The organism is Methanosarcina mazei S-6 (genome assembly GCF_000970205.1).
In the GTDB taxonomy this organism is placed as follows: domain Archaea; phylum Halobacteriota; class Methanosarcinia; order Methanosarcinales; family Methanosarcinaceae; genus Methanosarcina; species Methanosarcina mazei.
Window position 1 is genome coordinate 2,131,316 of sequence record NZ_CP009512.1, and the last position, 17,031, is coordinate 2,148,346.

Annotated in this window: 11 protein-coding genes; 6 read left to right on the forward strand and 5 right to left on the reverse strand. The window is 38.2% G+C overall.

Annotated features, from left to right (window positions below):
- Position 1: 1 nt before the first annotated feature.
- On the forward strand, positions 2 to 655 hold the full coding sequence (locus MSMAS_RS09090; protein ID WP_011034875.1) for a DUF6036 family nucleotidyltransferase: 654 nt from the start codon (positions 2 to 4) through the stop codon (positions 653 to 655).
- Positions 656 to 1,109: 454 nt separating this feature from the next.
- Complete coding sequence (locus tag MSMAS_RS09095) at positions 1,110 to 2,354, forward strand: nucleotidyl transferase family protein (RefSeq protein ID WP_048045950.1); 1,245 nt, start codon at positions 1,110 to 1,112, stop codon at positions 2,352 to 2,354.
- 48 nt (positions 2,355 to 2,402) lie between these two features.
- Here MSMAS_RS09095 and MSMAS_RS09100 read toward each other — a convergent pair whose 3' ends face one another.
- The 4 genes from MSMAS_RS09100 to ileS form a co-directional block, all read right to left on the reverse strand.
- Positions 2,403 to 3,779, reverse strand: a complete 1,377-nt coding sequence (locus tag MSMAS_RS09100; RefSeq protein WP_011034873.1) for an ATP-binding protein — start codon at positions 3,777 to 3,779, stop codon at positions 2,403 to 2,405.
- Between the two features lie 582 nt (positions 3,780 to 4,361).
- Positions 4,362 to 4,559 (reverse strand): hypothetical protein, encoded by a 198-nt coding sequence (locus MSMAS_RS18235; protein WP_015412955.1) that lies wholly within the window; start codon positions 4,557 to 4,559, stop codon positions 4,362 to 4,364.
- 2,174 nt (positions 4,560 to 6,733) lie between these two features.
- A complete protein-coding gene (locus tag MSMAS_RS09115) occupies positions 6,734 to 7,375 on the reverse strand; it encodes a 6-hydroxymethylpterin diphosphokinase MptE-like protein (protein ID WP_048046469.1) in 642 nt (213 codons plus the stop codon).
- Positions 7,376 to 7,453: 78 nt separating this feature from the next.
- The gene (gene ileS / locus MSMAS_RS09120) at positions 7,454 to 10,630 is read right to left on the reverse strand and encodes an isoleucine--tRNA ligase (protein WP_048045741.1); all 3,177 of its coding nucleotides are present in this window, start codon (positions 10,628 to 10,630) and stop codon (positions 7,454 to 7,456) included.
- Positions 10,631 to 10,684: 54 nt separating this feature from the next.
- On the opposite strand from ileS, the gene MSMAS_RS09125 reads away from it, so the two are divergent.
- The 3 genes from MSMAS_RS09125 to MSMAS_RS09140 all read left to right on the forward strand — a co-directional run bounded on the left by MSMAS_RS09125 (position 10,685) and on the right by MSMAS_RS09140 (position 15,126).
- Positions 10,685 to 11,746 carry a tyrosine-type recombinase/integrase gene (locus tag MSMAS_RS09125; protein WP_080942071.1) on the forward strand — a complete coding sequence of 354 codons (1,062 nt, stop codon included), beginning with the start codon at positions 10,685 to 10,687 and terminating at the stop codon, positions 11,744 to 11,746.
- 506 nt (positions 11,747 to 12,252) lie between these two features.
- Positions 12,253 to 12,411, forward strand: a complete 159-nt coding sequence (locus MSMAS_RS18825; RefSeq protein ID WP_155395363.1) for a hypothetical protein — start codon at positions 12,253 to 12,255, stop codon at positions 12,409 to 12,411.
- Between the two features lie 300 nt (positions 12,412 to 12,711).
- Positions 12,712 to 15,126, forward strand: coding sequence for a DUF927 domain-containing protein (locus tag MSMAS_RS09140; protein WP_196296921.1), 2,415 nt, complete (start codon positions 12,712 to 12,714; stop codon positions 15,124 to 15,126).
- A 603-nt stretch (positions 15,127 to 15,729) separates the two neighbouring features.
- Here the strand turns inward: MSMAS_RS09140 and MSMAS_RS09145 are convergent.
- Positions 15,730 to 15,942, reverse strand: coding sequence for a hypothetical protein (locus MSMAS_RS09145; protein ID WP_048046477.1), 213 nt, complete (start codon positions 15,940 to 15,942; stop codon positions 15,730 to 15,732).
- 151 nt (positions 15,943 to 16,093) lie between these two features.
- On the opposite strand from MSMAS_RS09145, the gene MSMAS_RS09150 reads away from it, so the two are divergent.
- Positions 16,094 to 17,029 carry an ABC-three component system protein gene (locus MSMAS_RS09150; protein ID WP_048046478.1) on the forward strand — a complete coding sequence of 312 codons (936 nt, stop codon included), beginning with the start codon at positions 16,094 to 16,096 and terminating at the stop codon, positions 17,027 to 17,029.
- Positions 17,030 to 17,031: the final 2 nt, after the last annotated feature.

The window sequence follows — 17,031 nt, forward strand, 5'->3', positions numbered from 1 at the left end:
CATGATAGAAAGTGTAGAGGAAATTCAGAAGCTTTTTAAGGAAATTGATAACTTCTTGCCCAGAACTCCTGAAACTGAAAAACTTGCAATTTTTGTTATCGGCGGGACCGTACTTCTGGAACAGGGTCTTAAACCTGCAACAAAAGACATAGACCTCGTAGTTCGAAATGGTCATGAGTTTAAGCTATTTGAAAATACTCTCAATATTCTTGGTTTTAAAAATACAAAACCAACTTCTGAATACATCCATTTAAACATTAGTCAGGTCCTTGAGCGAGAAGATTTCAGAATAGATCTTTTTCAGACAAGTGTCTGCGGAAAGTTTTCGGTCACAGATTCGATGATAGAACGAGGCAGAGAATATTTAGTTCTGGACAAACTTGCTGTTTATCTTTGCTCCAATGAAGATGTTTTCCTGTTCAAGACAATGACCGAAAGGAGCGGGGACATTGAAGACTGTATTTCTCTTGCAAAAAGAGGAGTTGAATGGGAAATAATCCTTGACGAACTTAAAAACCAAATAAAATTAAGTGGACAGAATGTATGGATAACGTGGGTTGGAGAAAGACTTGACATACTTGCAGACGAAGGACTCTATATTCCAATACTTGAGGAAGTGGAAAGACTGAGCGAAGAATATTATGAAATGAATTAAGAAAATACGGGAGTTGAACAGAAAGTTAAACAAAAATTTAATTTTTGATTCAGCATTATGTGGAAATGTTCACATACTTTATATACGAATGTGGCCAAAACTCCACATTAACCGAGAAAAATCAGACACATAATAGCAAATAATTTCCAGTAAAATAAGAAATTATTTAAATCATTCGTATTTTAATGGAAAATACTGGTAAAACTGTTTTTGTTAATTTTGTTACAGCAGATTGAATTATTTTTGCATTTTGGGAAAGTCGTCCGCTTCACAACGCTTTCGACCGGTGAGAGCCCTGGTAACTGAAAGCCAAATGAACCCCGGTTTCAAGGCACTTATGCACGAAAATATTGGGGACCTGAAGTTTGAGTTTTTGAATCGGTATCATGTAAATAAAGGTAGGCTGCCGTGAATAATAATATTTATAATCTCATCAAATGTATTCACAGAACTGATGGTAGACAAATTGGCTACAGATAAATACAGTGTGCCTATTGAACACATTTTCCAGATTCACAGATCACCCTGCAAAACCGTCCTTGCAATAACCGGCGGCGGGGCAGAAATTATTGGAGAGCTCCTCCGCCACGGCAGCGGCTCTGCAACTCTACTGGATGCTGTCGTTCCTTACAGCACAGATGCCATGGACCGTTTTCTCGGCAGGAAGCCTGAAAAATACTGCTCTGAAAAAACTGCGAGATTAATGGCAATGGTCGCTTACCAGCGAGCCCTTGGACTGTCTAAAGCAAATGAGTTTGCAGGCCAGGAAATAATAGGGATTGGAGCGACCTGCAAACTAAAAGCAGAAAACGAACGGGAAGGCAGAAAGCACGAAATCCATGTTGCCATCCAGGCAGACTGTAAGACAGGAGTAAGTTCTCTTGAATTGACAGCAGACAGGACAAGGGAAGAGGAAGAAAAGATTGCTGCGCTCCTGATTTTCAATGTACTTGCCCGCCACTGCGTAGTTTCTGAGATAGATTTATCGGACGTGATTGAAACAGGGGAAGGAAAAAATGAAGAGGTTATTGAAAAATATGAGTTTGTCTCCAGGCCTGTTGGAGATCTCCTGAAACAGCGGAAGATTAGTCAGGATAATAATTATGAAACCCTGAGCATGGCAAGAATCAATTTAAAAGAACCAGAAGCCTTCGAAGAACCCGGAGAGCCTGGAGAGCCCGAAAAGATCAGGCTTGTGTTCCCCGGATCTTTTGACCCCTGCCATAGAAATCACATCCTTATGGCAATACTGGCTTCGGAAAAGCTTGGGGAACCCGTCCATTTTGAAATTTCGTTGACAAATGTGGACAAGCCTCCCATAGATTTTATTTCGCTGAACCAGAGGCTTGATTCTTTAAGGATACACAAAAATGAAAACTTTATGGGTGGCATTTGTCTGACGAATGCGCCGCTTTTCCTTCAGAAAGCGGACCTTTTCCCGGACAGCACCTTTATCATCGGAGCGGATACTTTTAACAGGCTGTTTGACGCGAAATATTATGGAGGCACAGTCAACATACCTGCCATTTTAAAGCATTTTAAGGAGAAGAATATACGTTTCTTGGTATTTCACAGAAAATCAACTGAATTTTGCATCAATCCTGATGTCCCTGAACTTTGCGAGATTGTATCCCTGGATGAATACGAAGATGATGGAACGTCTTCTACGGAAATCAGAAGGAAATGTGAAAATGTGTAACAGAAAAACTGTATGAAAATCGAGTTTATTCCAGAACCAGAATAGGGTTTATTCCAGCATCCATTTCCAGACAGAGTTAATTATTATTCTTTTATTTTCTCCGTCCTTCCCTTCTATTTCCATAACCTCTTCGTCATCCATGGTAAGGATGAGCCCCTCGTTAAGCCCGAATTCTTCCATGGCTTCCATAAGCCCGAGAACCTCCCTTTCCCTTACTGCAGTACCCCCGAAGCAGAGGCAGACCTGAACTGCAGCCGTAACTTTTTGGCTTTCTTTTTCGGCTATAAGGAAATCACATTCTCTTGTGTTATGGAAATAATAGACCTGCTTTCCCTTTCTGAGAAGCTCAAGGAAGACAAGGTTTTCAAACCTCAGCCCCAGGCTGTCAGGATATCTGGGGAATACTGACTTGAAAAAGCCTGTGTCCCCGGCATATACTTTGCACGGGATATTGCTTTCTCTCTCATTTTCATTTTCACCTTCTTTCCCGTAATCCGGTTTTTCGGATTTATGCCTGAACATGGGGACCCGGTACAGTAAAAAAGCCTCTTCAAGGTAATCCAGATAATTTCGGACAGTGGCTTCATCCTTGATTCCGCCTGCCCGTTTCAGAGTGTCAATTGAATATTCCGATGCCATATTCGAGATCAAAAATACTGCAAGCTTTTTCAGCCCTTCAGGGTCCTGAATAGTATGCCTTTCAATAATTTCTTTTTGCAAAGTTTCTTCAAAATACTTCCTGGAAAGCCTGAAATCTCCGCTTTTGATGATCTCCGGAAAGCCGCCGTTTTCAAAATATTGAAGGAACAGGCACAGCATTTCGTCACACCTTGATGGAGTAAGGAAATTGGGTCTTGGTACCCTGAGCCCTTTAAGGGTGAGATATTCTTTAAAGGAAAAAGGCAGCAGCCTGATGATTTTAATCCCATCTGCAAAGCGCGAAGAAATTTCCTTAGATATAATACCGGCGGAAGAAGATGTTACAAATACGCGTGCTCCATCATTTTGAAGGCTGTAAACCCGGTCTCCCCACCCGGGAAGGTAATGGATCTCATCAAGGAAATAAGAAACAGGCACTTCAGGTCTTTCCTTATCATCTATATCTTTTCCTGCAAGTCCTTCCTCATCTTCAGGTCCTTTTATGCAATACTCAGCTGCTATTTCCTTGATTTCCTGGAGGGTTTCGGGTTTCAGGTCTCTAAATCTGCTGTCCTCGAAATTGATGTAAACCTTCAAACCCTGCAAAGAGCCTGCAACCTGCCTCAAAAAAGATGTCTTGCCTGTATGAAGAGGGCCGCAGATAAAATTGACCTCACTCCCATCCAGACAGGGAGAAAACGGAATGATGCGGGGGATTATGTCCGGGCAGTTTTGGAAAAAGGTTTGATTGTCAAGAACCAGGGGAAGGAGTTCAATTCTCTGCATGTGATCATAATAATTTATGAAGTGAAACTATATAGTTATTCTGGCAGATTTGACCTTTTAAATGGACGGACATAAACCGGGCATTTTTATCGCTAGCATTATTTTTTAGATTTTTATCGTTATATTGTTTCTTTAGATTTTTATCGTTATGTTGTTTTTTAGATTTTTATCGTTATGTTGTTTTTTAGAAATTTTAGCAGGATAGTCATAAAGCATTTCAGTCTTTTTTAGGCTCATATACCGTTTTCTTTTTCCCGCATCTTTTGCATAAGAAATATTTTTCTCTTACATTTGAAGAGTAAATATTCAGCCCTCCACTTCTTTCCCACTTATGAACTCCCAGGAAACACAATATGTTTTTCCGTTGAGTTTTTCCGGAAAATTTATTATTTGTCATATCTTTTATATCTGTTTTATCTGCTATTTGTTATATCTGCTATTTGTTATATCCGCTATTTGTTATATCCGCTATTTGTTATATCCATTATATCCGTTATATCTGCTATTTGTACTATCCGTTATATCTGTAATTTGTACTATCTATGCCGCCTGTTAAGCTTATAACAGGTATTTAATACAAATTCAAACTTCACTTTTTTGATTTTTCACATCTACATAAAATTCAGTAAATCCGCAATCCAGACAAACATACACTTTAAATTCGCGCATTGGGCCGGTAAAATAGCATTCACTGTCAGACTCATAACCTATACGTTCTCCAATTATGTGGCCTGGATCGAGATTTTCGCTTCCGCATTTCGGACATTTTCCCTTTTTCATTTTGCATTACTCCACGCATACCGAAGGATAAAACCTGAAAAACAGCTTTTCAGTATAATTAAAAAAATCCATAGAGATTATTCAAATTATTATATATATCCTGAAATGAAAACATATAAAGAAATAAAGATAGATAGTCACCAAATCGGGGAATAAGAAGTTATTGAAAGTGTCGAAGTTATTGAAAGTATCGAATTTATTGAAAACGCCTTTAATACCCTGATTTGATGACTGAAGATTATATTTTCTTTAATATTCAGTAATCTGCCGGCTAAGCTACTGGCTCAGCCTGTATTACTATCTGCAGCCACAGAAGTTCTGGAAACATTTAAAGAATTTTATCTTAAAGAAACACCATTTTAAGTTAAAGAAACTGTAGCATCCACACATATTATTTCCCTCCACTATTTACTAAACGGTTCTTGATCTTTACATATTAAGAAAGTGGGTTCTTAAGGTTATGCAAGTTTTTTCCTGCTAGATTATCCATTAAACCTAACCCTTTATCGACCCCCCCGTCTGGTGTTTTACTCACGGCAACTCTTTTTGAGAAATTTTAGATCGATTTTCATTCAGAAAGGAGCAGATTTAATCGTGGTCGCCAGAGAGTATAAAATAAATAGATATTGATAAATTATATAAATTCACAAGAATAATATTTTCTTATTATTGGTAGACTTGGAAAATCCGCGCAGAAATGCAGCCCGAAATCAAGCTTTCTTTTCCTTTTAATTTAAAAATTATAACCCCAGGAAATACCCGGAAATATCAGGATATTGTTATTCAGCATATTTCCCAGGCGGAAATAAAGGTTCAGGCACATCCAGATCCCCTTTCAGAACTAAATCTCATTAATGCTCTCAAATAAGGCTATCTTGCCCGAAGAAGAGAATACAACACTTTTAAGATACATACAATTTAACTTCAGCTTTTCCTGCAGTAATGAAAAAAATTGAAGAAATTTTTAAAGTAGATTTCTAAGTAAAAAATCCTGTAAAATGACTTAGGAATAAAGAAGATATAATTTCATGATTTTTGTTCTTGATATTGTCTTTAGCAATGACCATGAAGCCATTCCCAAAGTGAATATTTGAAGTTGTATTTTTACCATTCCTTAATCATTTCTGAAAAATAAAAGTTTAGCATACCAATTTGATTAAGCTGGTTTAAACATTTTTTAGTTTAAAATATGTGGAATACAGCCAATTTTTAAAGAATTATACAGGAAGCCTGTAAAAAGAGTCTAAAGCCTGAAAAAGAGTGTATTATGACCAGATGTTATCAGTAAAAATAAGCATAAGCCATAAATTCAAAATATAACAACCCCGGGGACGTGTTCATTATATTTTGAAAGGATGGCTATGAGAAGATTTGTTCAGCTCAGGCAGTTCATTCTGCTTTATTTAACTTCAGAAGAACCAGCCAAAGATGCTGAGGGTTGTCTTTGAATAGATCACTGTTACCTTGCTGTAATAGAGACTGAAAAATCCCATTATATTTTCCTCCTGATTTTATTTGTATATGTCTTTAGTTTATTATCCTGTTTTTTCTGTACATTAGTGGAAAGAATGGAGTTTTTGAGTTAAAATTAGTCATTTAATAGTATAATCACTCCTTACAGTCAAACTCTTTTATCAACCCCCACAATCATATTCTACTCAGTACAATTATTATACATGTTAGTCCGGTTTCACTTCCTGTTTACAGGGAATACAGACTAAACTTTAATTGCCTGAGAGTATAAATAAATATATACTCGCTGGATATATAAAATCAACAGAATTAACGATACTTATCATTAAATAGTCCTTGAGATTTTGGAGAAATAATGCTGTAAATAAATGACTAACTTCTAAATTTAAATTGCCGGTGATAATTTTAACTGTAAATTCCTGAAATAAGTTTTTTATTTGCCTTTTATGCAAAAAAGAGAAAAATAAGGTTTTTAGTGGAAACTGAGGGATTATAAACCCTTTTAACTCAGACAAAAAACTTTAGAGATTTTAAAATCAGCTGAAACGGCAGATAACCCTTTCTAATTATAAACTATTTCAATTGGTTTTTTTTCTTGAAAAGTCCTTCTTCGTTAAGAAGATTTATAATTAGCTATAATATAAATAAGCATGAATTCTTATTTTATATAACTGCCGTCTCCTGAAGAAAAGCCTTTAAATTCAAACTCCCAGCATTCCGATCAATTCTTTAGCCCATTTTAACTTCTTTTTCTTAATCGGATTTACACACGGGTCTTCAAAATCAAACCCTGCAAGCCTGACACTTTTAGCCCTGAAGTTCTGGGCTACAAAAACGCATCGGTCCCCGTCACTGAACCCGCCGAAATTATATACTTTATCGAAGGGCTCTGCCTGGGTGGTCGCAATAAAGCGTTTGAACCTGGGAACGTATTTTTCCAGCTTATCCAGGTTGTCTCCGTGGGCGTGGATAAGGACAATAGAGCCCTGCTCACAGGCAACGATCTCTTTTTCTAGATCAGATTCGGAATTGCCGTCCAGGTCAGTACATATGACCTCAGGCACCCGTCCCATGTCCATAAAAGCAGCAGAAGCTCCGTCGGCTGCAATAATAACAAAAGCTGAAAGATCGATTTTTGAAAGTTCAGCCCTCAGCCCGGGAGCATTTCCACAGGCCAGGACTGGCTTTTCCGAAATCACAGCTTCGAGTTCAGAAAGGCTGACAGTATTTTTCACAGTCAGCATGCTGGAAAGGAACATGGCTGCCTTTTCATCGCCTTCGCGGTCGAACCCGAAGTCTTTAAGAATTCTTTCATATATCGGCTCCCAGGCAGCAAAGTCCATATGTATAACTCCTTTCCTGTTTTTCGTTTCTGAGCTTAGATTTCTTTCTTGAGTTATGTTCCTAAATAAATTTCTAAATTATTTCTTTGCAATTCCCATTTTCATGGCAATGCCTTCCACATCCCAGTCCTTTACAAGGTCTCCGGAAACATCGACCCCGCTGCCGATATCAAATACATCGGCTCTAACCTCTTCTGCGATTAGGTCTTTAAGGGTTTCAACGAGCTTCAATACCCTTTCGTCTTCAATCCGGACAGAAACCTGAATGTTTTCGTCCACAACAAGGTCAAGCTCCTTCCTCATGTCCTGTAGCCTGCGGATTACTTCCCTTGCATACCCTTCAGCTTCGAGCTCGGGAGTAAGGTTTGCATCCACATAAACAGGACCAGCATCGGACTCGGCACTGGCTGTTCCTTCAGGCAGGGTCTCTTTGAAGTTTGCCATTTCCGGACTAACCTTAACAGTGCTTCCATCAGCCAGGGTAAGCTCGAATTCGCCTGCTTCGTCAAAGGCTTTCTTTAGAGCAAAGCCGTCAACTTTCTGCAGGGCAGGGACAACCTTTCCGGCGTCCCTCTTGAATACAGGTCCTATCTTTCCGGGGTCAGGAATAACCTCAAGCCCCAGTTCGTCCCAGCTCTTGCCCACGCCTGTGAGCACAATGTCTTTGGAATTTGTCTGGTCCATAAGGACAGAACGCAGCCTTTCGACAGCTCTTGCTGCATCCTCGCTTTCAGGGGAGACAACAATTCTGGAAACGGGCCACCTGAGTTTTCTTCCTGCCTTCTGGCGGGCGTTTGAGGCAGCTTCCACAATTGAGCGTGCGGTATTCATAGCTTCTTCAAGTTCGGTGTCAAGGTAAGCTTCATTGACCTTCGGCCAGTCGCACATATGGACAGATTCGGGAGCTTTCGGGTCCACGTTCCTGATAAGGTTCTGGTACATTTCTTCAGCCAGGTAGGGCATGAAAGGCGAGATCAGTTTTGTAATGGTTACATAGACCTCGTAAAGCACACAGTAAGCTGCAAGCTTGTCAGGGTCGTCAGCCTCGGTCCAGGTTCTCGGGCGGATAAGCTGGATGTACCAGCGCGAGAGGTCTTCGAGAGTAAAATCAAGGATCTCACGGACTGCTTTGTGCAGCAGGTACCCGCTCATGGCTTCGTCCACAGATTTTACCACGGACTGGGCTCTTGAGAGAATCCACCTGTCTTCTTCGCGCAGGGCATCTCTTACGGAATCAAGGCTGACCTGCATGGGGTCAAAGTTGTCAAGTGCCATGTACGGCAGCGGGAACCTGAAAACGTTCCAGAGGATGTTGATAGAACGGTGTACGGTCTCAACTTCTTCCAGATTAAACTTGAGGTCGTCCCAGGGCGCACTTGAGGAGAGCACGTAAGCGCGCAGGGTATCCGCCCCGAACCTGTCTATAATTTCCAGAGGTGAAATTACGTTTCCAAGGCTCTTGGACATCTTCTTTCCGCCGGCGTCAAGGGTAAACCCGTGCATGAGCACGCTCTTATAAGGAGCCCTTCCAAAGCCGACCATGCTTGCTCCGAGCTGGGAATAGAACCATCCTCTTGTCTGGTCATGCCCTTCGGTAATAAAGTCAGCAGGCCACCATTCATCAAACTGATCCCGGGTCTGCGGGAACTTGAGGGTTGCCCAGGAAGCTACAGCCGAGTCAAACCAGACGTCAAAGACATCTTCAACACGCTTTTTCTCCCCGCCGCACTCACAGGGCACGGTAACTCTGTCCACATAGGGGCGGTGAAGTTCTATATCGCCGTTTAATCCCGCCTTTTCCAGAAGTTCTGCTTTTGTACCTATTACCTCAAGCTTTCCGCATTTTTTGCATTTCCACACAGGAATTGGAATTCCCCAGTAACGCTGCCTGGAAATGCACCAGTCACGTGCGCCCTCAACCCAGGTCCTGAACCTGGCTGAACCTGCCCAGTCAGGGTACCAGTCTACAGCATCAATTTCTTCGAGCATTTTTTCCTTGATTTCGGTAACCTTGAGGAACCACTGCTCAGTTGCAAGGTAGATGATGGGGGTCTTGCAGCGCCAGCAGTGCCCATACCTGTGTGTGACCGTGCCTTCGGCAAGGAGCCTGTTGCGGGCTTTGAGGTCTTCGATTATAATGGGGTTTGCTTCTTTAACGTTCTTGCCGGCATATTCCCCTGCTTCTTCGGTATATGAACCGTTTGAGCCAACGGGACAGAGGATAGGGAGCTTATGCTTTGCTCCGAGGTTGAAGTCGTCCATACCGTGTCCGGGCGCGATATGTACACAGCCTGTATTTTCCACGGTTACGAAGTCTGCAAGGTAAACACCGTGCTTTATCTCGTTCTGGACAGGCACGAGGTCCCCGACAGGGCTTTCGTATTCGAGCTTTGTTAACTCTTCCCCGAGCATAGTCTCAAGCACTTCAAAGTCCGTATACCTGCCCTGCTTGAGGACGTTTTTAATAAGTTCAGTGGCTGCGATAAGGATTTCTTCCGAGCCGTCCTGCCTGATTGCCCTGAATTTGGAGTACTCGTAAGCAGGGTGAACAGCCACTGCCACGTTTGCAGGGATTGTCCAGGGCGTGGTTGTCCAGATGACTATGAAAGTGTTTTCTTCGCCTTTGACCCTGAATTTGACATAGATTGAAGGGTCAGTCCTTTCAGAATATTCGACCTCGGAGTCTGCAATTGCAGTCTCACAGCGCGGGCACCAGTTTACGGAACGCTTGCCCACTTCAAGGAGATCCTTTTCACTTGCCTGCTTGAGAGTCCACCAGGCAGCTTCGATATACTCGTCTTTTAAGGTCATATAGGGGTCTGGCCACTGGAGCCATACTCCGAGCCTCTGGAACTGCTCGGTCATTGCCTGCTTCTGCTTGATAGCGAATTCCTTGCATTTTTCAATAAAGTTCTCTACCCCGAAGCTTTCAATGTCCTTTTTGGACTTGAAGCCGAGAACGCCTTCGACCTTAACCTCAATAGGAAGGCCGTGCATGTCCCAGCCAGGGCGCTCAAGGATGTAGCGGTTGTTCATGGAATAATAGCGGAGAATGGAATCTTTAATGATCTTGTTCCAGGCAGTCCCCAGGTGAATATGTCCCGTTGTGTACGGAGGACCGTCAACGAAAAAAAGTCTTTTTCCGCTCTTGCGGTGCTCACGGGTTTTCCGATAGGCATCGCTGTCTTCCCAGAACTGCGTTACTTTTTTTTCTATTTGTTCTGCATCATATTTGGCAGTGATTTCTTTTATCATAGAAGACCTTCAAAGGTGATATCTTTTATAGTTTATTGTTTATATACTAGAAACATGGATATGGATTCTTTCCTTGATGAATATTTACAAAGGTTAGAGGACGATGGACTGAGTAAACGGACAATTGATAACAACATTTTCATATTAAAACCTTTTATAAAATGGCTTGATGGTAGGGAAGTCACAGATAAAACCGTCATGGAGTATCTAAGATTCCTAAAGCCTAGAAACTATACAGATAGTACCCTTTATCAATACCGAGCTATCTTAAAAAAGTTTCTATCAACCTTTTCACCTGAACAAGCCAGAAATATAAAATTAAAAGTAAAACGCAAAGAGCCGCCTATTATTCTTACTCAGGCTGAAATAGAGCAGCTTATAGAAGCTTGCAGAAATCCCAGAGATAAAGCCTTAATAGCTTTTCTTTATGAGGCAGGCTGCCGTAAAGGTGAGCTAGTATCAATTAGATTGGAGAATGTGACTTTTACAGAGTATGGCGCGACTGTGACTATACCAAAAGGTAAGACAGGACCTAGAACAATTCCCATAGTGTATGCAGCTTCATACTTGAGGCAATGGGTAGAAAGTCACCCAACTAAAGGACAGTGTGATCCTCTCTTTTGTTCTCTTCAGGAACCATTTGCACAATTCTCTTTTTCCGGACTATCACACCTTATGAGGACATTAAAAGAAAGGACAGGCATAAAGAAGGATTTATACCCTCATTTATTCCGACACAGTAGAGCGAGTCATTTAGCTAACCAATTTACAGAACAACAGTTAAAACAATTTCTAGGCTGGACTGCAGGCTCAAACATGGCTGCTATATATGTTCACCTTTCACAAAGAGACATTCAGGACGCAGTTTTAAAGGCATATGGTATAGAGTCCCAGACTGAAGAGAAAAAGTCTTTTAAAGTCGGCAAATGCCCTAGGTGTAAAGAAATAAATCCGGAAACCTCTTCTTATTGTGGTAAGTGTGGTATGCCATTACGTGACGATTCTATAAAACAATTAGAGACTGAACAGGATACTTTTGAAACTGAATTTAGTCAACTAATAGCGAAATATCCAAATATATTAGAAGCTCTTGCTAAATATAAAAAGAATGATTGATTGATATACAAAGAAAGCATATATAATGTAATTACTGTATCAAAGTTAATGGAGGACAGTACGCGGCAGGGTGTTTTACCCTGAAACCATGACGGAAGATACAACCGCCTATACAGAGACATTATGTAATATCGACAGCGAGACACAGCAAGACGTAAGAAAATACGTTTCAACACATGAAGACTTTCTACAGAGGACTTTAAAGTTTGGAAGTCCGCTACAGAGAGCGAAAGCTTTACTCTTTTTCAAGATTGCTAAAGGAGAGGTTACTCTGTGACTTCTTCTGAGCACTCTTTTGTTTTTTCGTTTTTACTAGCTTATGCTTTAAGCCTACATAGTATGATTTTTCATTTTTATTTTTATGGCTTTAAAATTGAGTCACGGCTATAGTATAAAACGTTTATGGTGAAGAAAAGTATCTTATATAATAAACTTTCGAAATCCTTATATACTAAGATAACTAATATATAAATGTTAAGTTACGTTAAAATTGGAGTATGATTTGTATGGACAGATTTGGAAAACAACTTAGAGCGAATGTTTACCTCAATGAGGATCTTGCACAGATTGTAGAAGACAACAGGAAACAGGCAAAAATGAGCCTGAGCGGATATATTGCAAGCGTACTTGAGAACGCACTCATGCCAAAAGAAGGAGCAGTATAAAAAAGAAAAGACCGGATTTTAGTCCTACACCTACTGAGCCTTCCAAACTTCGCAGGTGCAGAACTGAGAAACCCAAATTACAAAAGTAACTCAGGAATGATAAAAAATGGTGTCACTACTATATAATAATATTGATTTAGAAGTATATAAATCTTATGCTATTTCTACAGTCTCAGCCGTTGCTGAAAATCCTAATACTTACCTTGATGATAGTGTCCAGCCGCTATGTGTTGCGGCACGTAAAAGTAAACATGTTACTGCTATCGTAAAATTACATGGTGTAGAGCGTGCACTTTGTAGGTGTGGGAAGAGCCAGGAATTGAAGTACCACATAGTTGCAGCAATTTTCCAGCAGCAACAGATTTGCAGAGTGGGTGGGTGTTGAGCATGGAAAACGAAGAAAATGTTTGCTTTGATATCGAGCCTGAAGAAGAGCAGGCAGTACTTACTATTGATCAGAAATTACAGAACACTTTAAAACTGTTAAAACCTGAAATGGATTACTTTGAGAAAACGAGAATAGCTAAAAGCTTTATTGAAAACTGCTTAATTAATGAAGAATTTAGCGACTCTGATGCTGATTCATACATAAAACTTAAACTAGCTAAAGAATTAGGGTTTGAAGGTAGAGATGGTAGTAAGGCTGTGACTATTATCTTGAACAGATACAAAGATCTAGCACTTGCAAAGATGAGCACAAGGAAAACTAAAGTACAGAAACCTGTACAAAAAATTATAACAAGCTCTATGAGTTCTGATATTGTCAATGACATAATCATGAAATGGGAAGATTATGTTTACCCTTATGATTACAGCGTAAAGAACGGAAAAGTAGTAAAAACTGCAGATCAAACGAACTACAAAACTATGGAAGTTGAAACAATTGATAAAGAAGTTTCACTTACTCCATTTATTCTATGCGGTAAATCTGTAGGAGAAAAGAAGTATTATAAAATAAGATACGAGCTTAACGATTCCTATAATGAATTTGTTGTACCAATGGAAGACTTATTAGATAACAATACTATGCAGAGAGTATTAACAAGTCATGGCATTAATATACCAGCTAGTTTAAAGTTTGAGGCTAATGATTATATAGGTGCTTTTATCCACCAATTAGGAAATAATCTAAAAACAATATCTGTGACGGTGCAGAATGGATGGAATGAGGACTTTAGTGTTTTTGCTATCGGTAACAATGGTATTACAAAAGATGGAATAATACCTATAGTGAGCTTAGTAGACTCTGAAAAACACATAAAGCCATTTGTTCAAAAAGGTAACTCTGAATGCTGGAAAGAAGGTGTAACGCCTGTACTTAGTAATCCAAAGCCTAGGTTTTTATTTTACCATGGCATGAGTTCAGCACTTATCAGGATATTAGGAGTAGAACAGGATATTGTTGATGTAGTAGGTAATACCTCAACAGGTAAATCTGGTTCTATTGCTGTAGTCTCTAGTGCGATAGGTAACCCTTCAGTGAAACCTGATGGATACGCTTTAGAAGTCGGTAACTCAGACAATCCTCTTATGGCTCATGCTGCGGGATTAAGAGATATGCCTGTAATTTTTGAAGAGGCAACAGGTGAAGAAAAGAGAAAAGCAGTTATTAAGGCAGCCTATAACATTGCAAACGGTGTTGACAAAACAAGATCACAGAAGAACGGTAAAGTCCGAAATGATGTATTAGAAATTAGATCTAATGTTCTTATATCCTGCGAACAACCTATATCTGAAGAGGTTAAGACTGCAGGCGGAAAGCAGAGAATTAAAGATTTAAAGAATGTATTAGAAGACTCAATACCAAATGGTGAAATGATAGACAGGACTAAAAAAATTATATTTAATAATTATGGATTCTTCTTTCCGCTTTACATTCAAAAAATAATGTTTGATATTCCAAGAGTCAGAGCATTATATGAGCAGGCTAATGAAAGAATTACTAAAGATTTTGGTAATATTCCAAAAGAGTGTGCAGCAACAGCTAACAGAAGTAGAAACGTATTTGCAGCAAAATTAGTTGCCGGATATCTTTGTGAGGAATTATTCAGAGAAATAGGAATCTCTGCAAAGACAGAACAAGAAACAGAAGATCTTGTAAATGAAATGTTTAAAGAATGTGTCTTAAACAATCCTGTAGAGCTTGATTATGTGAAAGCTATTAGAGTAATATTAGCTTGGAGAGCTGCAACAGATGAATTTGTAAAAACAGATGATGTAAATTACTCTAAGGAGAAATCAGGCGAAGAAACAGAAAAGGAATTAAAAATCATTGGTACTAAATTTACAGCTAAAATGAATAGTGCAGGATTATCAAATAGTGTATTAAGTGATTTCCATAAAAAAGGAATCTCAGACAGCGAATACTTTAAAAGCGTAAAAATAAATGGTAAATCCTGTGCAGCTATAAAACTCAATATTAAGAAAATGGAAAGTATCATATCAGAATATGAAAGTAAAGATCCTCTAGCCTTATTTGAAGAAGGAGAAGAAACAGATAATAAACCAATTATGAGAAATCCTGATCCAACTATTCAAATGAGGTATGAGAAAATTATAAAGTACCTTAAATTCATGAAAGAAGACATGGAAATTAAATCAGTAGACTCAATTTCATTAGAAATGGCTTTAAAATTTGAAGTCACAGATTATTTAAATATCTTAGTTAAACATTCAAGAGTAAAGAAAACACCAACAGGAGAATTTTATATTTAATTCTCCTTTATTTTTTTTCAATAATTAACTTTTAAAATAAATTTAGAATATTACTTTTATTACTTTGCTTATATACTAAATCAAAAAGTAATATGAGGTAATAATCAATGAATAATGTCTATAGATACATAATAATCAAGAAAAGTAATAAAAGTAATATAAAAAAATATAAGCAAAACAAATATGTAAATTGCAATTGCAATTGTAAGTCTAAATGTAAATGCAAATGCAATTGTAAATCTCTATAATAATATCTCTTATTTTTTTTATATTACTTTTATTACCTTTTTGAAAATTCATAATATAGAGACTTAATATTGAGGTAATATTGAGGTAATAAAACTTAAAATTTTGAGAAAAAACGCTATAAAAAACCGATTAATAAGTATCAGTAAGTATATATTACTTTTATTACCGCTTGCTAACTTTCTGTTAATTTTTCTTTTAATTTAAGGCTAACATTTAAAGTTTTAGTTATTCTGTGACCCTCTTGCAGATTAAAGGAAGGTCACAGAATAACCCTTAAGATATCCATAAGCTATAAGAAAAACTTTAAATACTTAAATCTGAAAAGCGCGGTTCATCATTCTTTTCGTAAAACTCTCAGGGAAAAGGCTTTATTTTCTTTCCTGAAAGTATTTCTGCAGGAATCTGTGACTCTATTTCTTTTACTTTGTAAATTGTGTCATGGGATACTCCGGCTATTTTGGCAAGTTCAGCACGTGTATCTATCTTTTTAACTTCTTTCTGCTCCAAAAGGTTTGCTGATTTCTGCAAACCTCTTTCTTCATTCTTGGGTCTTCCACCAAGTTTCAAATTTTCAGCTTATTTCGGCAAATATGATCCTCTTCGGTGTAATTATTTAGAAAAATATAAGAATTGCCAGTTAATAATAGTTGCAACCAATTTCTAACATAGATGAATTTTATCTGCAAATTAATGAAATTTGAACGAAAAAGGGTAATCTATGAATTTTAAATATCCTTTATATAACCTCAATGATGAAGAATTTGAGAAATTAGTAGCTTTAATTTGCAATAAAATATTGGGCACAGGTACTATTGTATTTTCAGCTGGTAAAGACGGTGGAAGAGATGCCAAATTTACTGGAACAGCTAACAGATATCCAAGTGAGGCAAGTCCTTGGAGTGGAAGATTTATAATTCAAGCCAAGCATACTATAAAACCAGTAGCTAGTTGTAGTGATAGCGAATTTGAAACAATTCTTAGAAAAGAATGTATTTCTATAAGAAACTTAAAAAATTCTGGAAAAATAGATTATTATTTAATGTTTACTAACAGAAAACTTTCTGGACTTCAAGACCCTAAAATCGAGGATTTCGTTTCTGAAACTGTAGGTGTTCCTAATTCTCTTATAGGTGATGAGACTATACAACTTTGGTTAGAAATCAATCCTCAAATCGCAAAGATACTTAACTTAAGTCGGCTGTTCTTGCCTATTACTTTTTACGAAAAAGACTTGCAGGATATTGTTGTTGCTTTTTCTGAAGTAAAATTCTCCAATGCAGAACTGATGGCTAAAAAAAATGCTTTAAAAAGAATTTCTATTGAAGAGAAAAACATGTTAAACAAACTATCTAAAGATTATTTTGACGAAGTCTTTAAAAAATCATATTCAGATTTCAATCGAATTTCTTTATTCCTTGAGGACCCTGTTAATTATGAATATAAATTAAAATATGAAAATACAGTAAATGACATCCAAGAAGAAATTATATTAAACAGGGATAATTACGCTTTATTTGATCAGGTACTAAATGATTTATATAAATCGACACTTGATAATAATAACGGTAAGCTGTTATTAAACAGAAATCTTTTACGGGTCTTTCTACATTATATGTACTATAATTGTGATATCGGAAAAAATGGAGGAACCTGAAA